Origin of the sequence: Rhizobium sp. ERR 942 (assembly GCF_007828395.1) — a bacterium.
In the GTDB taxonomy this organism is placed as follows: Bacteria; Pseudomonadota; Alphaproteobacteria; order Rhizobiales; family Rhizobiaceae; genus Rhizobium; species Rhizobium dioscoreae.
Genome location: NZ_VIUA01000007.1, coordinates 90,006 through 107,778, shown reverse-complemented (window position 1 = coordinate 107,778; position 17,773 = coordinate 90,006). Strand labels below are relative to the sequence as shown.

Genomic DNA, 17,773 nt, shown 5'->3' with positions numbered 1-17,773 from the left:
ACAAGGTCCGGGAGTTGGGCTGGGAAAAATGCGCGCGGCGGCGAAGAGATCTAAGTCGCGGCTGGCGAAAGAGATGCGAATGTAATCACTGCGCGGCCAAATCAATCGCAAGTTTGGAACCCGGTGGAACAATCCTGACAATGAATTCGAAATCTGCAGGCATGCGATGCTCGTCCGAGCCCAGACAAGCAACGGTCCAATATTCTGGGTCCTCACCAAATATTGTGGACACTTGAACAATCTGCGCTCCTTCCTCCCGATCGTCTTTCCGCGTCGCCCAATAGAAAGCGCTCGGCTTCAATTTCGTCAGTGGGATCATCCCTTGTCTCCCAGATCGAGCAGACCAGCCTGTTGAATATAATAGGACGTTTTGAGATCGTGCAAGTAGGTTGCTCGACGCGCCGGCGTCACGGCCACGTCGTCGGATATCCCACGCCGAAAACAGTCTGACCACGTCCCGCGTGATTAGGCTATAATGCCGACCCTTCCCAGCCTATTACCGATCATTCCGTAGCGGTCATCGCCGGTAAGCCCACTTAGCGCTCGGCGTAATGCGCGATGCCTCTGAGAAATATCTGAAAGCGCTGACGAATCTCCTGCTTCCGCTGGTCTCTTGCTTCGTCGCCCTGTTGTCGCCTTCTGGGCAGCAGCGCTCCAAAGGCGATGTCCATCAGCATGCCGGCGCACAGCACAACATCATTCAGCTCTATGGCACCACGATCACGCTCGGCCTCCAGCCATTCGATTAGGTCTTCACGCGTCCGGAGTATGTTTTGCCCGTAAAGATAGTCCGCCAACTCGGGAAAGAGGACGGACTCTCGCAAGATGAGGTTCAGCAGCGCTTCCCGTTCCTGGTCGCGTCGGCTGTCCAAATCGAGGCGGAACACCTTCACAAGCTTGTCGATCATCGGAAGGCCTTCGTCGGATGGGCGTGGCAGATCGATGAGCAGATGGCGGTTGTTCAACACTACTGCCCCGAACAGCTCGATCTTGCCCGCGAAGTGCTCATAGATGGATCGCTTCGATATGCTCGCTTTGGACGCGACCATCTCGGTGGTCGTCCCCGCAAAGCCGTTTTCTAGAAAAACCGTGTAGGCCGCATCGACAACGAGAGCGCGACGCGCCTCTGGCGCCATCGTTGGCGGGCGACCTCGTTTCTTACGAGTTGGAGGCTGGTCGGTGCCATCGCTCAAGAAGCCTCTCCTCGTTACCCGTCGAACGTTCGCCACAATTATGGTACCTATAAGTACCTATAAATTGCACTGTTGTCCAGACGAAGAGACGGCGCCTGTCATGCATACACTGCCCAAACTCAACGCCCGATACTGGCTTACGCTGGTGCCAGCCAGTACCTTCGGAACCAACACCGGGGATGTTATGTCCGACGGTCTTGGCCTTGGGCATGTGACCGGGCTTCCCTGGATCATCGGCGCTCTGCTTCTAGTATTCATGGCCGAGCATGCGAGCCCCCGGAAAACAGCGCTCTTCTTCTGGGCCGCAATCATCATAATTCGCGCCGGCGCTCCGACCATCGGCGACGCATTCCACGACCACAAGATCGATTTCTCTATATCCGCGGCTGTTGTCCTAGGTTTCTATGTTGTGAGCGTGCTTCTTTATCGAGCCTATTGGCTGCGTTCGGGAGCTACGTCGGTAGGCGTCAACCCGATGTACTGGATTACAATGGTTGGCGGGTGTACTGGGCACGATCGGGGGAGACGCAGTATCATTCAGACTTGGTTTCACGCCGATCGGTACCGCCGTCGTGCTCTTTGCCCTGGTCGCGCTTGCAACGACCCTTTGGAGGCAGGACGGCAAACTAAGCGAGGCAATACCCTACTGGACGACACTAGCCCTTATTCGCACTGGCGGCCAGGCGCGGGCGATGCGCTTGCCCACAAAGTCGACCTGATCCCCAGCACGCTTCTCACGGGAGTGATTTTCGTGGGCATGCTCATCTATTTCTATGTCATCGAAACCGACAACTCGGCCCGCGTGTCCCAAGACGCCCCAGCCTGACATCAAGAGGAGACTCTCATGGCCAATCTATCGAGACGGGATTTTGTTGCAATTGGGACGGCCTTGGCCGGCGCCGCCTCCGTAATAGGTCTCGGAGGCAGGGAGGCCCGCGCAGAGGTTGGAAACGGCTTCGCGGCGGCCGCACCAGACGACTTCGGGAGATCAAATAGCCACAAGGGTCCAGGTCTTCGGAACATTTATGCACTCTGCGAAGTCACCGGCGGTGGCGAACAGGTTTATGGAATTGCGGTTGAATATGACGTCGATATCGATCCAGCCAGTTTAACGACTGACACATACGCTACTGCTGTCTTCCCGGCCGCCGAAGGATTTTTCCCGGGAATGCCGCGGGAACCCGACAAAAACGCTACGACCGCCCCCGCCAAACCAAGGGCGATCGCCACCATCTATACCAATGCAGAGCCGGCGCTGCGTCCTGACCAAAAGAGTGTTGCCGGCCGGTACGTTATCACCGAATTCGAGCATAACCCAGACCTCAGCCTTCCAACCGCAGACAGCGACAAGGTCGCGCTGACACAGGCCAAGAACGTCAGAACAGTGGGCGGGTCGGTCTACGCCGCAACCGGAACTGTATGGACGAATGCCGGCCGGCGCGGAAACAGCGTCGTGATCCGCGGCGTCGACGCCTGGGAGCAGAACCATTGGTGGTGGGACGATACGCGTTCCGCTTGGCTCGAATATAGTATCTATCTGCCGAAGTCGTTCCTGGAAAAAGGCGGCGAGAACAAAGCCTACCCTCTCCTCCTCGCTATCACCCATTCGGGAACGAGCTACGACGGCACATGCGCTCAGACGCTGACTGAACAGTGCATCGCGAGCATATGGACCTTACCGGAGGAGCAAGACAAACATGAATGCGTGGTTATCACGCCGCGCTACGAGCGCACCACGATGAACGACTATTGGGAGCACACTTGCGACGTTGAAAATACGTATCGGCTGGTCGAGTCTCTGCTGAGCAACACATGGAACTACGGCAACCCGAATTTAGACGACCGGAGAGACAAGGTGCTGAAGATCGACCCAAAGAGGGTCTACTGCACCGGATGGTCGATGGGCGCGATGAGTTCCCTCTGGCTGATGGCAAAACATCCAGAGACTTTTGCAGCCGGGCTCATAATCGCTGGCCAGCAGCGACCTAGCGATGTTGTCGCGCTTGCCAAGCAGAAGGTCCTGATTATCACGGGTACCGAGGACAACAAGGCGACACCCTGGAACGAGAAGTGCGTGCCAGTATGGAGAAACGCGGGTGCCAAAGTAACTCGGCCAGCCGAGCAGCTCGATCCAGCACTTATATTCCCAGTCAATAATCAGAAAGTACTGAGCAATCAGATCAACGGTTACCTGAATGAGGACAGCAACATTACATTTCTCACATTCAAGGGTGTCGACCACATGGGTTCCGCGCGGAAGTTTTTCTACATCAACGCTGCTAGAGATTGGCTGTTTAGACAGGTGAAGTCGTAGGCTTCGCGACACAAGGCCGAGCCGAACGCGAAACTCATGCCCGCTGAATAAAAAGTGACCGTTTTCCAGACTCACTTTTAAGATCGCTCATGACCGAGTTGCCCCTGCAACACGGCTCGCCTGGGTCGCCCGGTCGAAGCCCGCCCAACGCCGTGACCCTGCCCAGCCCAAATCTTCCCTTTGGCTAAATGTCGGACCGTATCGAGCCGTGTCTCGCTCTCTTGAAGACGGATCCGCCGGAAGGCCCTGACCGGGCGCTTAAAGTGAAACGGCTATCGCCCATGTGTCCATATTGAGCGGAAACGTATGCGCGTCATTACACGCGGAGGCCACGATTGGACCCATCACTTTCCAGCTATCACCAATGCCGCGCGGAAACTGGATGTCGACACCGCCATTCTCGATGGCGAGGCCATTGTGTTCGATAACAAGGGGTACTCGGACTTTTGGGGCGTTGCAGCGCTCGCTCGTCGGACGCGGCGGCAAGCGAGCCCCGGCGGAAGCGGTCATTTTTGCCTTCGATCCGCTTTATTTCAACGGCCATGATCTCACGGGAATGGAACTTTCCGTCCGCCGGCATCTGCCTGAGGATTCTCTCGATGGCGCCGCAGGCGCAATACAGCTCCGAAGAATTCGAGGCGATGGCGCGGCACTTCTCGCCAAGGCCTGTTCCAGGGTGCTCGAGCGTATGATCGCGAAACACTGGGATCGACCCTATCGCTGCGGGCGAACTGGGGACTGGATAAAGATCAAATGTGTGCAAAGCAAAAGCTTAATGATCGTCGGCTATGAGCAATCAGCCTCCGCCCGCGGGGCATCGGAAGCCTTCTTGTTGCCGGCCACAAGGGACGCGACTGGATCTATGTCGGTGGGTGGGAACCGGCTTCGATGCCAAGGATGCCGCCTACCTCAGGAAGACACTCGACACCCTGAAAACCAGCCGACTTGCCGTGCCGCTCAAGGGAAAGAACCTGGCCTTCGTATGGCCGACCCTCATCGCCGAGTTTCGCGGATCGACGTATGACGGCAACCTGCGTCACGCCTCCTAGCTCGCGGCGGATCTAGAGCATACGATATCATCGCTCGGTTATGCCCTTGTCGGGCTCGCAAGAAGCTTCAATGAAGAGCAGGCCCTCGGCGCAATTGCCGATATAGCTCTGATCGATGTCCATTTGAGCGACGGGAGAAGCGGTCCGATGGTGGCGGACCATCTCGTTCAGGAGTACAACGTTACGGTGATCTTTGCGATCGCGAAGCCGGAGGTGGTCGCTACCAACAAATCAGCCATTGGCGTCATCGAAAAACTCTTGAGCAAAGCCGATGTCGAGCGGGCACTCATCTATCCGTGTGAATTTCGCCCGGGAGAGATCGACCACCACCTAACGGGCTAAAGACTCTCAATCGCTCAAAATAACGACTTCCGGTCGTTTTTTCCCGGGCTCGCATAGCTGGCATGCTTACCGACAATTATTTCTGAGTTCGGTCAACGAACATGGGCGGAATTAAACCTAGCGGCCAAGAGAGGTTCGCGCGGATTGCTTCCGCCTGGTTCATTGGCCAGCCATTTTTGATGAGAGCCGGAACAAACCTCAGCCGCTGGTGTTCGAGCGCGGCAACCAAGGAGGACGCCGCCCGTGTATCATCATGTCAAGAAGCTTATGTATACCGTTCGTGTGGACGAACCGGACCCGAAGTTCGGAAACATGCTGCTGGAGCAGTTTGGAGGGGCAAACGGCGAACTGGCCGCAGCGATGCAGTACTCGATCCAAGGCCTTAACTGCGAAGACGCTGGCCGCAAGGACCTGTTGATGGACATCGGCACCGAGGAGCTCAGCCACCTTGAAATTGTCGGTACGCTCGCAAGAATGCACCTCAAGCCACTGAAGTCAGTGCGCGAAGAAGCCGAGGCCGATCCTCTGATCGCTATCGCTGGAGGTGGTGGCGTGAACCTGTTTAACTCGATGGGTAATCCGTGGACAGCCGATTATCTGAAGATCACAGGCGAACTCGATGTCGACCTCCGAAGCAATATTGCCGCGGAAGCGCGCGCCAAGATCGTTTACGAGCGCCTGATCGATTTTTGTCGCGATCCCGGAACGAAGGACGCTCTTCAATTCTTGATGACCAGGGAAATCACTCACATGCGGGCATTCCAGCTTGCGCTCGAAAGCATGGGAAAGCCGCCGCTCAGCGTCGGCAGGATTGCGCCCACGGCCGGGCTGGTTGATCAGTTCTTCAACGATTCGACCGGGGAAGGCGATCTTGGCGAGGTAGACACGCGCGGCCCCTGGAACGAGGGCGAGCCGTGGAAGTTTGTCGAAGCTCCGGCCTTTCAAGACTTGAGAGGCGCCCCGGACAAAGCCACGAAGATCGCGGCCCGCAGCGCCCCGCCAGAAGCATCAGAGGCGATTGAAGCCGTGCTTCTCGATGAACTACGAGATCTCTTGCATGCGGAGAAGCAGTTGGTGAAGGCGCTTCCCAAAATGCAGAAGAGTGCACGCTCAGTACAGCTGCAGACTCTGTTGGAAAAACATCTGGCCGAGACCGAAACTCAGGTGGAGCGCCTGAACGAATGTCTGCGCATCCTGGGATCATCCGCAAGGGCGAAACCCTGCAAGGGGATGATGGGATTAGTGGAAGAGGGTGAGGAAGTGATGTCGGAGGGAAAAAAGAAGGACGACGCGCCGGCGGATCTTGCGCTTATTGGCGCCGCCCTGCGCGTCGAGCACTACGAGATCGCCGCCTATACCGCGGCCCGCAACCTCGCCCTTCAGCTCGCTCAGCCGCGCATTGCCCAATTGTTAACGTTATCACTGGGAGAGGAACAAAATGCCGGCCAACTACTTGACCAGGTCGCGGAGCCACTGATGTCGGCGGCAAGAATGCCGGCCAATATTCGATAGGATGGGCTCGATCATCGGCGGAGTGATTCCGTCGATGATCGCTTTCAACGTCCAGGTTGAGAAAAGCAACAGATCACACCGGTTGACGCGCGTTCGTCTTTCCGTCGGCGACTTCTTCGATACAGTCAGCTTCTTCGGCCAGCGTTTTGCTCATCCTCCGCAAGGATTCTTCGTCAAGCTTCTCAATGCCTACGAATTTGTTATGGGCCTGTGACGTCAAGATCAACTCATCGAGCTTAGCTTGAAGTGCCTTTCCGTCGCGGTTTTGCGAGTTCTGGAGAACAAAGACCATCAGGAAAGTGATGATGGTCGTTCCAGTGTTAATCACCAACTGCCACGTCTCCGAATAGTTAAAAATCGGGCCAGTAATTGCCCAAGCCAGAACAAGTATTACGGCGAGCACGAAAGTTGCTGGACGACCAGACCAGTCGGCAATCGTTGTCGCGAATTGGGAAAAGAAATTCGATGCAGTGCTTTTGCTCATATTGGCCTCGCGTTATCCGGCAAGCAATAACGCGAATGACATCACGTACGTTCCAATGGCCGACCAAAATACACATATCCGATCGGTGGCGATGGGCCGCGGGGAGAGCCAAATCATTGTCGTTACCAATGAATGTGCCTCCTAATAACTTCGCTATGCGTCGCTTCCCCTATATTTTCGAGACTCTGAGCTTCGACGTGGTTGAAGCTTTTCGTTTCGTTGCGCAAGCGAAGTAAAGTATCGCGAGTGATTGTCAGCCGCGGATGTTCAAGCTACTCTATCAAGAGTTGATCCAGACTCGCACAGGCGAGCATTAGCCGATCCTCTAGTCATATTGCTCCCCGTGACCAATCTGCTCGCGTGCGATATCGCTGATGGCCGGGTCTTCGGCGGGATCTGGATCGGCGGCATTTGCTTTTTCGAGGAACCTTCCTGCTTCGAGGATCGCGACAACGATTTCGCGCGTGCTCCAGCCCGCTTCATTCGCCGATGCAACCAGACTGTCCAAAGCATCGCGCACGACGGTCCGCGCTTCCTTGGCGCGGTCAGCCTCTGTGTTGGCGGTTGGTGACGGAAACACAGGATTCGCAGCGCCATGACTGACCACAGGTTTCAGCTCTTCATGATCGCCGGCACCTGCCTCGCTATCCGAGGGGGAGACCACGACATCAAGACCCTCCGAAAGTTTGGTCGCTTGGCTGGCGTTCATGATGCCCATCGGCACCGCTTCGCCCTCGTCGGTCCTCACCTTCACTTCAACGATCTTCTTTTTCTCAGTCATGGCAGTCTCCTTCAAGGGGAAACTTCTCGTGCCGTCGTCGGTTCCAACGAGCGGGAATCGGATCGGGGCTCACAAAGCGACGATTATCGATCCTCCAGCGGAACCTCAAAGCGACCGAACAACCTCCACAAGGTGTTTCATGTCCGTGGGTTTCCCGAGATTGAGCACCTTGGCGAAGATATCATGCCGGGCAAGTTCGGCCGCATCGCTCGCGCTGGCGAGGACGAACGGCACGCCTCAGGACTTTAAAAGGAGAGCGACGGGCGTAACCTTCTCGCCATTGAGAGTGACATCCGGCACGGCGGCATCCGGACGTTGGCTCTTCAACAGTTCAACGCCTGGTGGACGGAGCTCGCCGGCCCCAAGACCTCAAGTCCCTCTTTGGTCAACACGCTTTCCTGCTCTATCGCGATGAAGAACTCGTGTTCGACTACGAGAACGATCCTGCGCATGACCTCGCCATTTTCAGGTTCGCTCACAAGCGTATCCAGGGGAGATTGATAATTGCTGTCAAACCTTTTGGATCGAAGTTAAGTTCCGCGGTTCCACCAAGATGCCGGCAGGTACCTTCGATCAATTCGCTGTCGTACCCTTTTCTCTTCGGCGGCGGGACCCCAGGACCACCCGCTTCACGCCACCGGCATAAGAAATCCGAGCGGTCCCCAGCCCCTCCTCCAACGACCATTGAACCTGCAACTCACCGTCCGGAGCGGATGATGCGCCATATTTCAACGCATTCGTTGCCAGCTCGTGGAACATCATGCTGTGCGGTATAATAGATTCACGCGCACGGGGAGCGGTGGGGCCACAGCGCGTTCATGTACGCAGTTCCCATGAGTCTGAATGAAGCGGCGGAAGCAGGTTTAAGCTAACTTTTGCCGCTTTTTCGACTGCTTGGCGGGTTCCACGACAGGCTGCGCCAGGCGGAGCGCACGGAGTTTTTCCGTCTTTTTCTCGCGGCTAGCGGTTTCAGCGGCGGTAATTTCCCTCGCCGCTAAATCGGTCGCGGATATCTTATCCTGAGGCGAAACCCTTGCCTGCTTGAAAAGCTTCTCTTTCGTCACGGTCATGACATCTCCTAACGAGGGATGGAAAAGAATCGGTTAGCGTGAACTTGCGACCGCTTTCTTTTTGCGGACGGAAAGCAACCCCTCACGCTGGGCTTGCTTGCGGGCGAGCTTGCGGCTCCGGCGGATCGCCTCGGATTTCTCGCGGGCCCGTTTTTCTGACGGCTTTTCATAGGCGCGGCGCGCTCTCATTTCCCGAAACAGGCCCTCGCGCTGCATCTTCTTCTTCAAAATGCGAAGCGCCTGATCGACATTGTTGTCCCTTACATCTACTAGCAAGATTGCTCCTTCGATTAGTTTTTCTTGATACGAATTGCGTGTGAATTGAGCCAGTTGGACGGCTTTCCTTCTCGCGGGGAACTTTTCTCCAGCAGCGAGGGTGGCGATGCGACAACATCAATGTCGATTTGGAGGATCCGCCGTTCGAAATTCTCGAATTCAAACTGCACGCGATATTGCACACTGCCCTGGGAGTCGGGCAAACGACAGACAATTCGACCGCGCCCCGATGGGCCGGAAGCTCCAAGAACACCGTGTTTCAACAGGATGGTGTCGCCGATCCGGTATTGCCGGTTTTTCATGTCCCGCTCCGTGAAAAAATAAAAGGCCGGGCGTTACCCCGACCTCTCAGCACCGTTCACCCCAGCTGCCAGTACATCCGTGGTCAGCAAGAGAGAATGACAATATCAAGCAGCCTGAAGATTGTCGGCCGAACTCTTGCCCGACCTTCGGTCCTGCACGATGTCGTAGCGGATCTTCTGACCATCATTCAGGGAATTCATTCCAGCACGTTCAACGGCGGAAATATGCACGAAAACATCCGTGCTGCCATTATCGGGTTGAATAAAGCCGAAGCCTTTTGCGGAATTGAACCACTTAACGGTGCCAGTGTTCATAACGATTTCCTTTCGAAGCAATCGTTGTTGTTCCCGCGATACCTTGCGGGATGAGATCGATTAGTTGAGAGGGAATCCGAGGAAGAGCACGAGGCTCTTGAGCGACGTCACAAGCAATGGTCGATGGGGGTAACATAGGCTCTATTTCCGATATGACAAGTCATGGCGGAAAATATAATCAGGAAGCAGGCAAATGACTTCCGCAGATGAGGCGTCTGCACAGACTATTCCGACAGTTTCGCCGTGATCGATGAACGCGAAGACCAATTCGGCCGTTGCCATCTTTCACGAAAATGCGATGGCGCCAACGACAAGACGATATGCCCTCCGCCAGGAGCTGGACTTCTCCTGGACCGTCTAGGATGTGTTTACCGGCAAAACCGCCAAGCCCACGACTTGGGAGCTCGACAACTTGCCGGAGAAGGAGGCGCGCATCTTCTGTGCTATTCTCAACGAAAATGATGCAGCGCGCCACATTATCAACGGTCGGACGTAAGATCGCCGATCAGTTCGGCACGCCTGCATAGATCTTTCGCGGCATCTAAATGAAAGCCGCATACGAGCCGACCCAGCTAGCTCCGGTCCTGGCATTGTCACAGGCGGAGATAAAAGACTCGCGAGCAATTTCAGGAGCGGAGCGATAGCGAAGGGCGGTTTGGCAGGAATATGCCGCGCGCCAATAACGTTGGCCCGAATGTCGCTCAAAACCATTCTGCAGATACCGCAGCGCCCCTCTTGGACCGTTTATGGCCTGGTACAAAAGCCATCCCAGTGAATGAGAACTGGCATCTCCCAAATAAGTGAAAATCCCATATTGATGACGGCGCCCACCGGCTTCCCCTCGGCATCGCGGAAAAAACCTCTACGGTGCCTGCGAATACCATGAATCATGATGAAGAATCTCAAGGAATTCTCTCACATCTCAAGGTCCGACCGTTCAAGCTGGCGAACATGTCCTATTGCCGTGCCTTTTGACCATTAAGATAATCATGCTCGAAGACCTTGGTGCGCGTGCTTCCTTCCGGATAGAGGTTCTCTTCATCGTCCATGTCGCGCATGCCTGCGTCGTCTCCACGCTCACAAGTCTTTCTGACTACCTCTGCGGAGGCTTCCAAATCCGAAAATCCAGTTACTCCCCGCCCGATGCGAATACGGTCGCGCGGGCGTCAAGCTGAGGCCAGCCGGAGGCATGAGAATTTGATTGCGCATCACCTTTTCTCCTCAGGTTAAACCGGCAGGCAGGCGATGTTTCGGCTCGCTCCCAGGCTGGTTAAGCGTCGACATCGCCGGAGGTCGGCGGCAAGAAGGCTATGGCTGATGCCGTATCAGACAGGGGGGCGCCTCGGCGGGCACGCCGTTGCGAAGGGCGACGGCATACTCTATGGTGTTAAGGAGATCGGAAGCAAAGACAGGCTTCACAAGCACCCCGATGGCGTGAGGATCGGCGGCGACGATTTCCGGATTGGCTGTTGCGAATATAATGGTGACACCGTGCACCTGAGCAAGATCTGCTGCCAGTAACGGACCTGTCTTACCATCGCTGAGATGAACATCGACAAGGGCGATATCGACGTTGGCTCCCATCCGGGACGCATCCTCACGATTGCCGACCGGCCCCGCAACGTCATAGCCGGACGAGCGCAGGACATATTCCATATCAATGGCGATCAGGGCTTCATCTTCAACCACAAGAATTCGCATGGAGGTCCCGAAGAGGCTCTTGTGCACCTTGCTGGACATCATTGGTCCGGCAGGCGGCGGCGCTTTTAGGCATTACAACATCTCATCAATAGAAAGGTTCCGGATGCCAGGCTATGAGGGTTGCGCATTCTAAATGGACAATCGCCATGTCCAGCGGGAAACTCTACCGCGCCCGCTGGAGACATCATCAATGTTGAAACTTCTGGGCCCGGTAGTCATTATACAGTGGAAATAATCATGCGGTTCCTCCGATCGATCCAAGGAGTCGAAACGCGGTCAATCGGAGAGACGGAAAGGTGAATTGATTCTCGCAATCTGCGACAGCGCAAGAGAAGGAGAAGCAATTGTCACAGGAACGCAAAGATGTTCATTCGGCCGCCCTGTCCCTATCGGCTGACGCTTGGCTTGCCGCCATCGTCGAAAGCTCCGAGGACGCCATCATCAGCAAATCCGTCGACGGCGTAATCACGAGTTGGAATAAGAGCGCCGAGCGGTTGTTCGGTTTTCTCGCCGCCGACGCAATCGGACAGCCCATCACCATTATCGTGCCACCCGATCGACTGAACGAGGAAGCGGCCATCATCGCCTCAATTCGGGCTGGCAAGCGGATTGAGCATTATGAAACGGTGAGGCGCCGCAAAGATGGTACCCTTGTTGAGATTTCACTGACGATTTCACCCGTCCGTGACAAGGATGGCGTAATTGTCGGCGCTTCCAAGATTGTCCGGGACATCTCGGAGCGAAAGCGGTTGATTGAGAGGCAAGATCTTCTGTTGCGCGAGATGAGCCACCGGGTGAAGAACCTCTTCGCCATCATGCATTCGCTCGTGTCCCTGAGCGAACGAACAACCACGAACGCTGGCGACCTTGCCGGTGACCTACGCGCGCGTATCAGAGCACTGTCCGTCGCCCACGACCTCGTTTTGGGCAAGGGCGGCGGCGTGGCACACTCCAGCGGTTCGGCCAGCCTCTTTGCGCTCATTCAAGCCATTTTCGCAGCCCACCTGGACTCGGAGAGCGTACGCATCACTGCCAAAGGCAACGACATTGAGGTCGGTGCGGTTGCACTGACGTCGATCGCCTTGGTTCTTCACGAATTGGTCACGAACTCGATAAAGTACGGCGCGCTATCGTCACCGGAAGGCCAAGTCAATGTCGAGGTCCGGGACGAAGATGGCCTCGACTTGAATTGGGTGGAAACCGGCGGCCCCCCTGTTCAGGCGCCGACCGGCACAACTGGTTTTGGCTCGCAATTGGAAAGTGTCGCAGTGGAAGCCCTCAAGGGCTCGATTACACGAGATTGGATGTCGGACGGCTTGCGCATCCGCTTGAGGATCCCGCAAGAGTCGCTTGGTTGAGGACCGCGTCGCGGAATATGATCCCGCCGCTTTTGACGAGGCCCCTAGCTCAATCGAGCCGGGTCGTCGTCGCCGAGTTCCGGCCAGTCAACATTCAAGCTAACCGTGCGAAGGGCGATTAGGAATTTCGACGATGATGCGCAGCCCATCGGAACGCCATTCTCGGTGGATCGATCCCTTCAATGACGCGATTGTCATGCGTTCAAGCTCCGATCCGAAGCCCGCCGAGCCTTCGGGAAACCCGCGCCGGTGGTCCAACGACCTCTGTCCACGTCAGCACGACACTATCGTTGTATGTAACCTCAATTTCGACGCGCCCCCGGTTTACCGAAAGTGAACCATATTTTATCGCGTTCGTAGCGAACTCGTGCAGAAGCAGGGCAAACGACGTCAGCATCGCGTTGTTCACGCGACCGTCCTGTCCTTTAACCACTATACGAGCGCCATCTTTGTCCTGATGAGCCGACAAGATCGCGTACTTCAGACCAAAAAGACTTGTTGAAGCATCCTCACCAGAGCCGCCTTCGGATTCTTTCAACACAAAGTTCTGAGCGGCGGCCCATGCCGCGACCCGCGCGCGCAATCGTCGGCGAGAGATGAACCTGCCGTTTCGGCGGACCGTTCGCTGACGGAAATCAACGCACTGACGTGCCTTTTGACCATCGAGATAGCCATGCTCAAAAGCTCCAGCACGAGGTGCGGCAATAGCTTATGCTCTTGATCAGATAAACGGGCGACCATCCAGACCGACGACTGCGTTGAGGTATACGCGCTGACAGTGGCCCGATGGCGGTCGCCATGTAATCCGCTCAATTCTACGTCCAGCCGGATTGGCCTCTAGGGTCCAATTTGCCCATCATCTACTTTGCATTGTCACGCGTGATGGCCGTGGTGTCGACAGTGACCGTCGCAAGCACTGAGCTTGTCGGTGACAAGGGCGTTTTCGTCGACAGGCCTTGCTTGTTCGCCAGTCTGACAAGCAACCGTTTGGCCATTGTCGTGCCGCGACGACCTGGACGATTTCATCCTGATCGACGGCTCGCCGTGGCCAAAGCTTCCGACCGATGGATATCAGCACCTCGTCCAAATACCAGATATTATTTCGCGAAGGTTTCCTTCTGCCCAACGGCTTTGCGTGAGCCACACCGAGTTTGCAGCCCCATCGCCGGATCGTTTCATAAGACACGACGATGCCACGCTCGGAAACATGTCCTCGACCAACCGCCGACTTAAGAGGAACCGGAAATAGAGCCAGACTGCACGAGCAATGATCTGTGGTGGAAAGCAGCGGTTCTTGTGACTAATCGTCGGCGAGCTCATCCGCACCCGGTCATCCATCAACCGTTAAGCCTCCCACATCTCATGCCCAGGACATCACCGCTCTTTCTCCGCCCTAGGGATCATGAAACACCTCGGTGAGCCAGTCAATGAAGACCCTGATCCGCGACGATAGGTGACGGTTCTGCGGGTAGAGCACGGAAACAGGCATCGGCGGGGGTCGGAACGCTTCCAGTATTGGAACCAACTGCCCGGCGGCGATCTGATGCGTCATGCGTTAGCGGGGAACCTGTATTAATCTCAATCCGGCCACGCCTGAAGCCTCGATCGCTGAAAAGAGAACTTATGGCGGGCAATCCACGGAGGCGCCGGCTTAACAATAAGTGCAGGTCTCGACCTATCGCCGCTTTCCTGCCACCCGCCCAAAGGGAGGCCGCCGTCGAGCTCACGTTGGCCGTAGATCTGTTCATCTTACTGCTCACGCTCAAGTTGCGGGGCGGACATATCCTCTTCGTACCACAAAGGCGTCTGCATCCGATCCCTTTGATCGACATGCAGGACGTTCTTTCGAAGCATGGATCACACTCCGGTCCGCTCACGTACGCTCCGCCTTCCCTTCGGGAACATATCGCTTTCGCCAATAGACGCCGAGGATATTGCCAAGATCGCATACCGTCTGCTTCGAGACGGTGGTCACGAGGGGGAAAGTCTCGACATGACCGGTCCTGAAGCCCTGAAGATGGACGAAATTGCAGCGCGCATTTCCGCGTCAATCGGGAAGCCGGTAAAATATGTCAGCATTACCCCTGAAGAGCGACGTCGGGATTTGCTTGACAGGGGGCTGCCCGAAGACTTCGTCGACGCGCTCGACGAACAAACCGAGGAGCGGCTGAGGCACCCGTCGCTAAGGTGCTGATGGCCACGCATCAGACGTTTGGCGTCCAACCGACATGGTTTGCGAATTTTACACAGGAACACGCGGACAAATTGGGCGGGTGGCGGCCTAAGGAGGCAGATCGAGCGCACCAATCTCGCCTCGCGCCGAGGGGCGGAATGCAGTGAAAACGGCGCAAGTGGCGCCACGAGACTTCTCGTGAGCCAGATGGTCGAGGAATTGAATACACGTGTGCTGTCAGTTGGATTAGTTTAAAGCCAACCGGCTCCCCAAATCGAATTCTGTCAACAGTTGCCAGATGGATGGCCTTGCGACGAATATCTACTCTTCTACCCGCTCCATTCGCCCGACGAGAAAAATGTAACAGCAAGCCGCCACTACCGCCAGGCCGGAGCATAGAGCGAGCCCAGGCGCGAAGCTCCCACCATTGACGAGATAACCAATTGCGATTGGTATCACGATGCTCGAGAGGCCTCCGAACAGGTTGAAGACGCCACCTGTCAAGCCAATCAATCGTTCCGGCGCCAATGCTGATACGTAGGACCAGGTAATCGAGGCCATTCCCGTTCCGAAGAATGCGATGGCCAAAAGCATGATGATGAGTCCAGGGCTCTCAACGAATTGCGCACCCACGATCAGGACGGAGAGAGCGATACCCGTAAGGACCGGGATTTTGCGTGAGGCGCTCAGACTATAGCCGGCACGAAGAAGCGCGTCCGAGATGAAGCCGGAGACGAGCACGCCCCCAAAACCGGCGAGAAACGGCACGGAGCCATAGAATCCGGCTTTGATGAAATCGAGATGTCGGTATTGAACCAGATACGTCGGGAACCAGGTAAGGAAAAAGTTAGCAGAAGCCAAGTAGCTGAACTGACCGATATAGAGTCCCCACAGCTTCTTCTTGCTGAGCACGACCACAAGATCGGACCAGGTAAAGGATTTGCGGCCTGCCTGTTCCCTCACCAAGCGTGAACTCAGCTCGGGAACGCCACCGCCTTCCCGGATAAGATCGAGTTCCGCGTCGTTTGTCCCTTTGAACTTGCTTGGATCGCGATAGATCGTCGCCCACAAAATGGCAGCGATCAAACCGAGGATACCCGTCAGGACAAACACTGAACGCCAGCCGTAGGCGGCTTCAATCCAGACGAGAACCGGCGTAAGAAAGCCGAGACCCACATATTGCGCGGAGATATAGATGCCGATTGTGGTGGCCCGTTCTCGCTCGGGAAACCAGGTTGTGACGATCCTGTTGTTGACGATATAGCTCGGCGCCTCGAAAACGCCTACGGCAAGTCGAAGGATAAAGAGGCTGACGATCCCGGCGACGAAACCGAGACTGAAAGTTGCCACCGACCAAACGAGGATTGTCAGGGGATAGACGATTCGCGGATGGACACGATCAGCGAGCCACCCGCCAGGGATCTGCATGGCCGTGTAGGTCCATCCAAATGCCGAAAACAACCATCCCATGGTCACCGGGTCGATTTTCAGTTCCGCCGACAAAGACGGTGCCGTGATCGACAGATTGGTGCGATCGAGGTAATTGATCACACCGGTTATAAATAAGAGTGCGGTAATGACATATCGCGTCCGGCTCGCCGACGCATAGTATGTTGAAATTGCCATAGTCTATTCCTCCCGGTCCTCCAATCACCAATTGGTGAAACTTCCATCGCCACGGCGCAGGTGGGGCGGCTCGAAATATTGAAAGTCGAGCTTGTTCAGCGCGTCTTCGTTCACCTCGATCCCCAGACCCGGAAACTGCGGTACGTCATAGGAACTGCCATTCAACTCGGCCTGTGACGGAAAGAGTTCACGCGAATCAAAACCAAGCTGTTCGACCGGTGACGCCCGACACTCCAGCCAAGCGAAGTTGGGCACCGCCGCTGCCAAATGCACGGTCGCCGCCGTGCAGACAGGTCCCAGCGGATTGTGTGGCATCAGGTCGACGTAATGCGCCTCGCTCCAGCCGGCGACCTTCATGGCTTCGGTAAAACCGCCCACATTGCAAATATCCAACCGATTGAACTGATGAATATCGCGCTCGATATAGGGCAAGAATTGCCACTTCGAGGAAAACTCCTCGCCGATCGCGAAGGGTACATCGGTCATTTTTCGAAGCGCCTCATAGGCCTCCGGCGTCTCGTCACGGATCGGCTCTTCGATGTAATCGAGGGTTCCGGAAGGCATCTTCTGGCAGAACGAGGCGGCTTCGGCGACGCTGAGCCGGTGATGGTAGTCGATCCCCAGAACGACTTCCGCGCCCACCTCCTCTCTCGCCTTAATCATCCAGGGAGCGGTGCGCGCGATCGACTCTCGCGGCTCGAAAAGATCAAAGGAGTGTTGGCCCCACGGAACGAAGCGGATGGAGTTCCAGCCCGCATCCTTCAGGATTATCGCCTGCTCGATCATCTCGGGACCGGGATTGGCCGGCGCGGTCGCAAACGCTGGGACGCGCTCGCGATGCTTGCCCCCGAGAAGGTCGTAAACGGGCACGCCGAGCGCCTTTGCGCGAATATCGTGGAAGGCGATGTCCAGCGCGCCAATTGCCGCCGTCAGTACACGACCACCTTCGAAATATTGGCTGCGGTACATTTCCTGCCACAGAGCCCCGGCCCGCCGAACATCGCGGCCGATCAGGAACTGTTCGTAATGACGGATCGCCCCGATGACGGCATGTTCCCTGCCCGTTAAACCGGACTCGCCCCAACCATGAATTCCATCTGAAGTCGTCACCTTGACCAGCAGCTGATTGCGATGACCAACCCGTGGTGTGAAGCACTCTATTCTTTCGATTTTCATGGATATTCGTCCGTTGGGAGAATGAACTAATGTGAGTTTCGTCAAACCGTGACGCCCAGGAAGGTAGGCCGCGCCGACAACGTCGCCCTTCAACGCAAGCG

General features: G+C 56.2%; 19 protein-coding genes and 2 pseudogenes. 7 read left to right on the top strand and 14 right to left on the bottom strand.

The window, feature by feature from the left end; translation table 11 throughout:
- Positions 1 to 85: 85 nt before the first annotated feature.
- Together FBZ97_RS26610 and FBZ97_RS26605 are read right to left on the bottom strand one after the other, a co-directional pair.
- Entirely contained in the window at positions 86 to 319 is a 234-nt protein-coding gene (locus FBZ97_RS26610; protein WP_113352235.1) for a hypothetical protein, read from the bottom strand.
- Positions 320 to 536: 217 nt separating this feature from the next.
- Positions 537 to 1,193 carry a TetR/AcrR family transcriptional regulator gene (locus tag FBZ97_RS26605; RefSeq protein ID WP_145322882.1) on the bottom strand — a complete coding sequence of 219 codons (657 nt, stop codon included), beginning with the start codon at positions 1,191 to 1,193 and terminating at the stop codon, positions 537 to 539.
- 494 nt (positions 1,194 to 1,687) lie between these two features.
- On the opposite strand from FBZ97_RS26605, the gene FBZ97_RS34825 reads away from it, so the two are divergent.
- The 5 genes and pseudogenes from FBZ97_RS34825 to FBZ97_RS26580 all read left to right on the top strand — a co-directional run bounded on the left by FBZ97_RS34825 (position 1,688) and on the right by FBZ97_RS26580 (position 6,410).
- Entirely contained in the window at positions 1,688 to 1,912 is a 225-nt protein-coding gene (locus FBZ97_RS34825) for a hypothetical protein (RefSeq protein WP_246661226.1), read from the top strand.
- Positions 1,913 to 2,037: 125 nt separating this feature from the next.
- Positions 2,038 to 3,507: a prolyl oligopeptidase family serine peptidase gene (locus FBZ97_RS26595; RefSeq protein WP_113352238.1), complete on the top strand. Its 1,470-nt coding sequence runs from the start codon at positions 2,038 to 2,040 to the stop codon at positions 3,505 to 3,507.
- Positions 3,508 to 3,589: 82 nt separating this feature from the next.
- Positions 3,590 to 4,556, top strand: a pseudogene (locus FBZ97_RS26590) (ATP-dependent DNA ligase).
- 147 nt (positions 4,557 to 4,703) lie between these two features.
- On the top strand, positions 4,704 to 4,898 hold the full coding sequence (locus FBZ97_RS26585; protein WP_113352239.1) for a hypothetical protein: 195 nt from the start codon (positions 4,704 to 4,706) through the stop codon (positions 4,896 to 4,898).
- A gap of 243 nt (positions 4,899 to 5,141) precedes the next feature.
- Positions 5,142 to 6,410, top strand: coding sequence for a DUF892 family protein (locus tag FBZ97_RS26580; RefSeq protein WP_145322880.1), 1,269 nt, complete (start codon positions 5,142 to 5,144; stop codon positions 6,408 to 6,410).
- Between the two features lie 73 nt (positions 6,411 to 6,483).
- Here FBZ97_RS26580 and FBZ97_RS26575 read toward each other — a convergent pair whose 3' ends face one another.
- From FBZ97_RS26575 to FBZ97_RS26535, 8 genes are all read right to left on the bottom strand, one after another.
- Positions 6,484 to 6,894, bottom strand: a complete 411-nt coding sequence (locus FBZ97_RS26575; RefSeq protein ID WP_113352241.1) for a low affinity iron permease family protein — start codon at positions 6,892 to 6,894, stop codon at positions 6,484 to 6,486.
- Between the two features lie 325 nt (positions 6,895 to 7,219).
- On the bottom strand, positions 7,220 to 7,474 hold the full coding sequence (locus FBZ97_RS26570; protein WP_145323055.1) for a hypothetical protein: 255 nt from the start codon (positions 7,472 to 7,474) through the stop codon (positions 7,220 to 7,222).
- Positions 7,475 to 7,998: 524 nt separating this feature from the next.
- On the bottom strand, positions 7,999 to 8,154 hold the full coding sequence (locus tag FBZ97_RS34820) for a hypothetical protein (protein WP_246661855.1): 156 nt from the start codon (positions 8,152 to 8,154) through the stop codon (positions 7,999 to 8,001).
- A gap of 384 nt (positions 8,155 to 8,538) precedes the next feature.
- Positions 8,539 to 8,745 carry a hypothetical protein gene (locus FBZ97_RS26560; protein ID WP_113396157.1) on the bottom strand — a complete coding sequence of 69 codons (207 nt, stop codon included), beginning with the start codon at positions 8,743 to 8,745 and terminating at the stop codon, positions 8,539 to 8,541.
- Between the two features lie 33 nt (positions 8,746 to 8,778).
- On the bottom strand, positions 8,779 to 9,021 hold the full coding sequence (rpsU, locus tag FBZ97_RS26555; protein WP_113420298.1) for a 30S ribosomal protein S21: 243 nt from the start codon (positions 9,019 to 9,021) through the stop codon (positions 8,779 to 8,781).
- 14 nt (positions 9,022 to 9,035) lie between these two features.
- The gene (locus FBZ97_RS26550; protein ID WP_113396159.1) at positions 9,036 to 9,323 is read right to left on the bottom strand and encodes a cold-shock protein; all 288 of its coding nucleotides are present in this window, start codon (positions 9,321 to 9,323) and stop codon (positions 9,036 to 9,038) included.
- 105 nt (positions 9,324 to 9,428) lie between these two features.
- Entirely contained in the window at positions 9,429 to 9,638 is a 210-nt protein-coding gene (locus FBZ97_RS26545; protein WP_069614189.1) for a cold-shock protein, read from the bottom strand.
- 1,308 nt (positions 9,639 to 10,946) lie between these two features.
- Positions 10,947 to 11,378, bottom strand: a complete 432-nt coding sequence (locus tag FBZ97_RS26535; protein ID WP_186449553.1) for a response regulator — start codon at positions 11,376 to 11,378, stop codon at positions 10,947 to 10,949.
- Between the two features lie 305 nt (positions 11,379 to 11,683).
- Here FBZ97_RS26535 and FBZ97_RS26530 point away from each other — a divergent pair, with 305 nt between their 5' ends.
- The gene (locus FBZ97_RS26530) at positions 11,684 to 12,697 is read left to right on the top strand and encodes a PAS domain S-box protein (RefSeq protein ID WP_113420301.1); all 1,014 of its coding nucleotides are present in this window, start codon (positions 11,684 to 11,686) and stop codon (positions 12,695 to 12,697) included.
- A gap of 202 nt (positions 12,698 to 12,899) precedes the next feature.
- Here FBZ97_RS26530 and FBZ97_RS26525 read toward each other — a convergent pair whose 3' ends face one another.
- Positions 12,900 to 13,235: a hypothetical protein gene (locus tag FBZ97_RS26525; RefSeq protein WP_145322876.1), complete on the bottom strand. Its 336-nt coding sequence runs from the start codon at positions 13,233 to 13,235 to the stop codon at positions 12,900 to 12,902.
- A gap of 374 nt (positions 13,236 to 13,609) precedes the next feature.
- Positions 13,610 to 14,004 (bottom strand): annotated as a pseudogene (locus FBZ97_RS34815) (IS6 family transposase); the annotation flags it as partial.
- A gap of 686 nt (positions 14,005 to 14,690) precedes the next feature.
- Here FBZ97_RS34815 and FBZ97_RS26510 point away from each other — a divergent pair.
- On the top strand, positions 14,691 to 14,891 hold the full coding sequence (locus tag FBZ97_RS26510; RefSeq protein ID WP_145322874.1) for a hypothetical protein: 201 nt from the start codon (positions 14,691 to 14,693) through the stop codon (positions 14,889 to 14,891).
- A gap of 300 nt (positions 14,892 to 15,191) precedes the next feature.
- Here the strand turns inward: FBZ97_RS26510 and FBZ97_RS26505 are convergent, their stop codons facing one another.
- Positions 15,192 to 16,496: an MFS transporter gene (locus FBZ97_RS26505; protein WP_145322872.1), complete on the bottom strand. Its 1,305-nt coding sequence runs from the start codon at positions 16,494 to 16,496 to the stop codon at positions 15,192 to 15,194.
- 24 nt (positions 16,497 to 16,520) lie between these two features.
- The gene (locus FBZ97_RS26500; RefSeq protein WP_113390721.1) at positions 16,521 to 17,672 is read right to left on the bottom strand and encodes a mandelate racemase/muconate lactonizing enzyme family protein; all 1,152 of its coding nucleotides are present in this window, start codon (positions 17,670 to 17,672) and stop codon (positions 16,521 to 16,523) included.
- Positions 17,673 to 17,773: the final 101 nt, after the last annotated feature.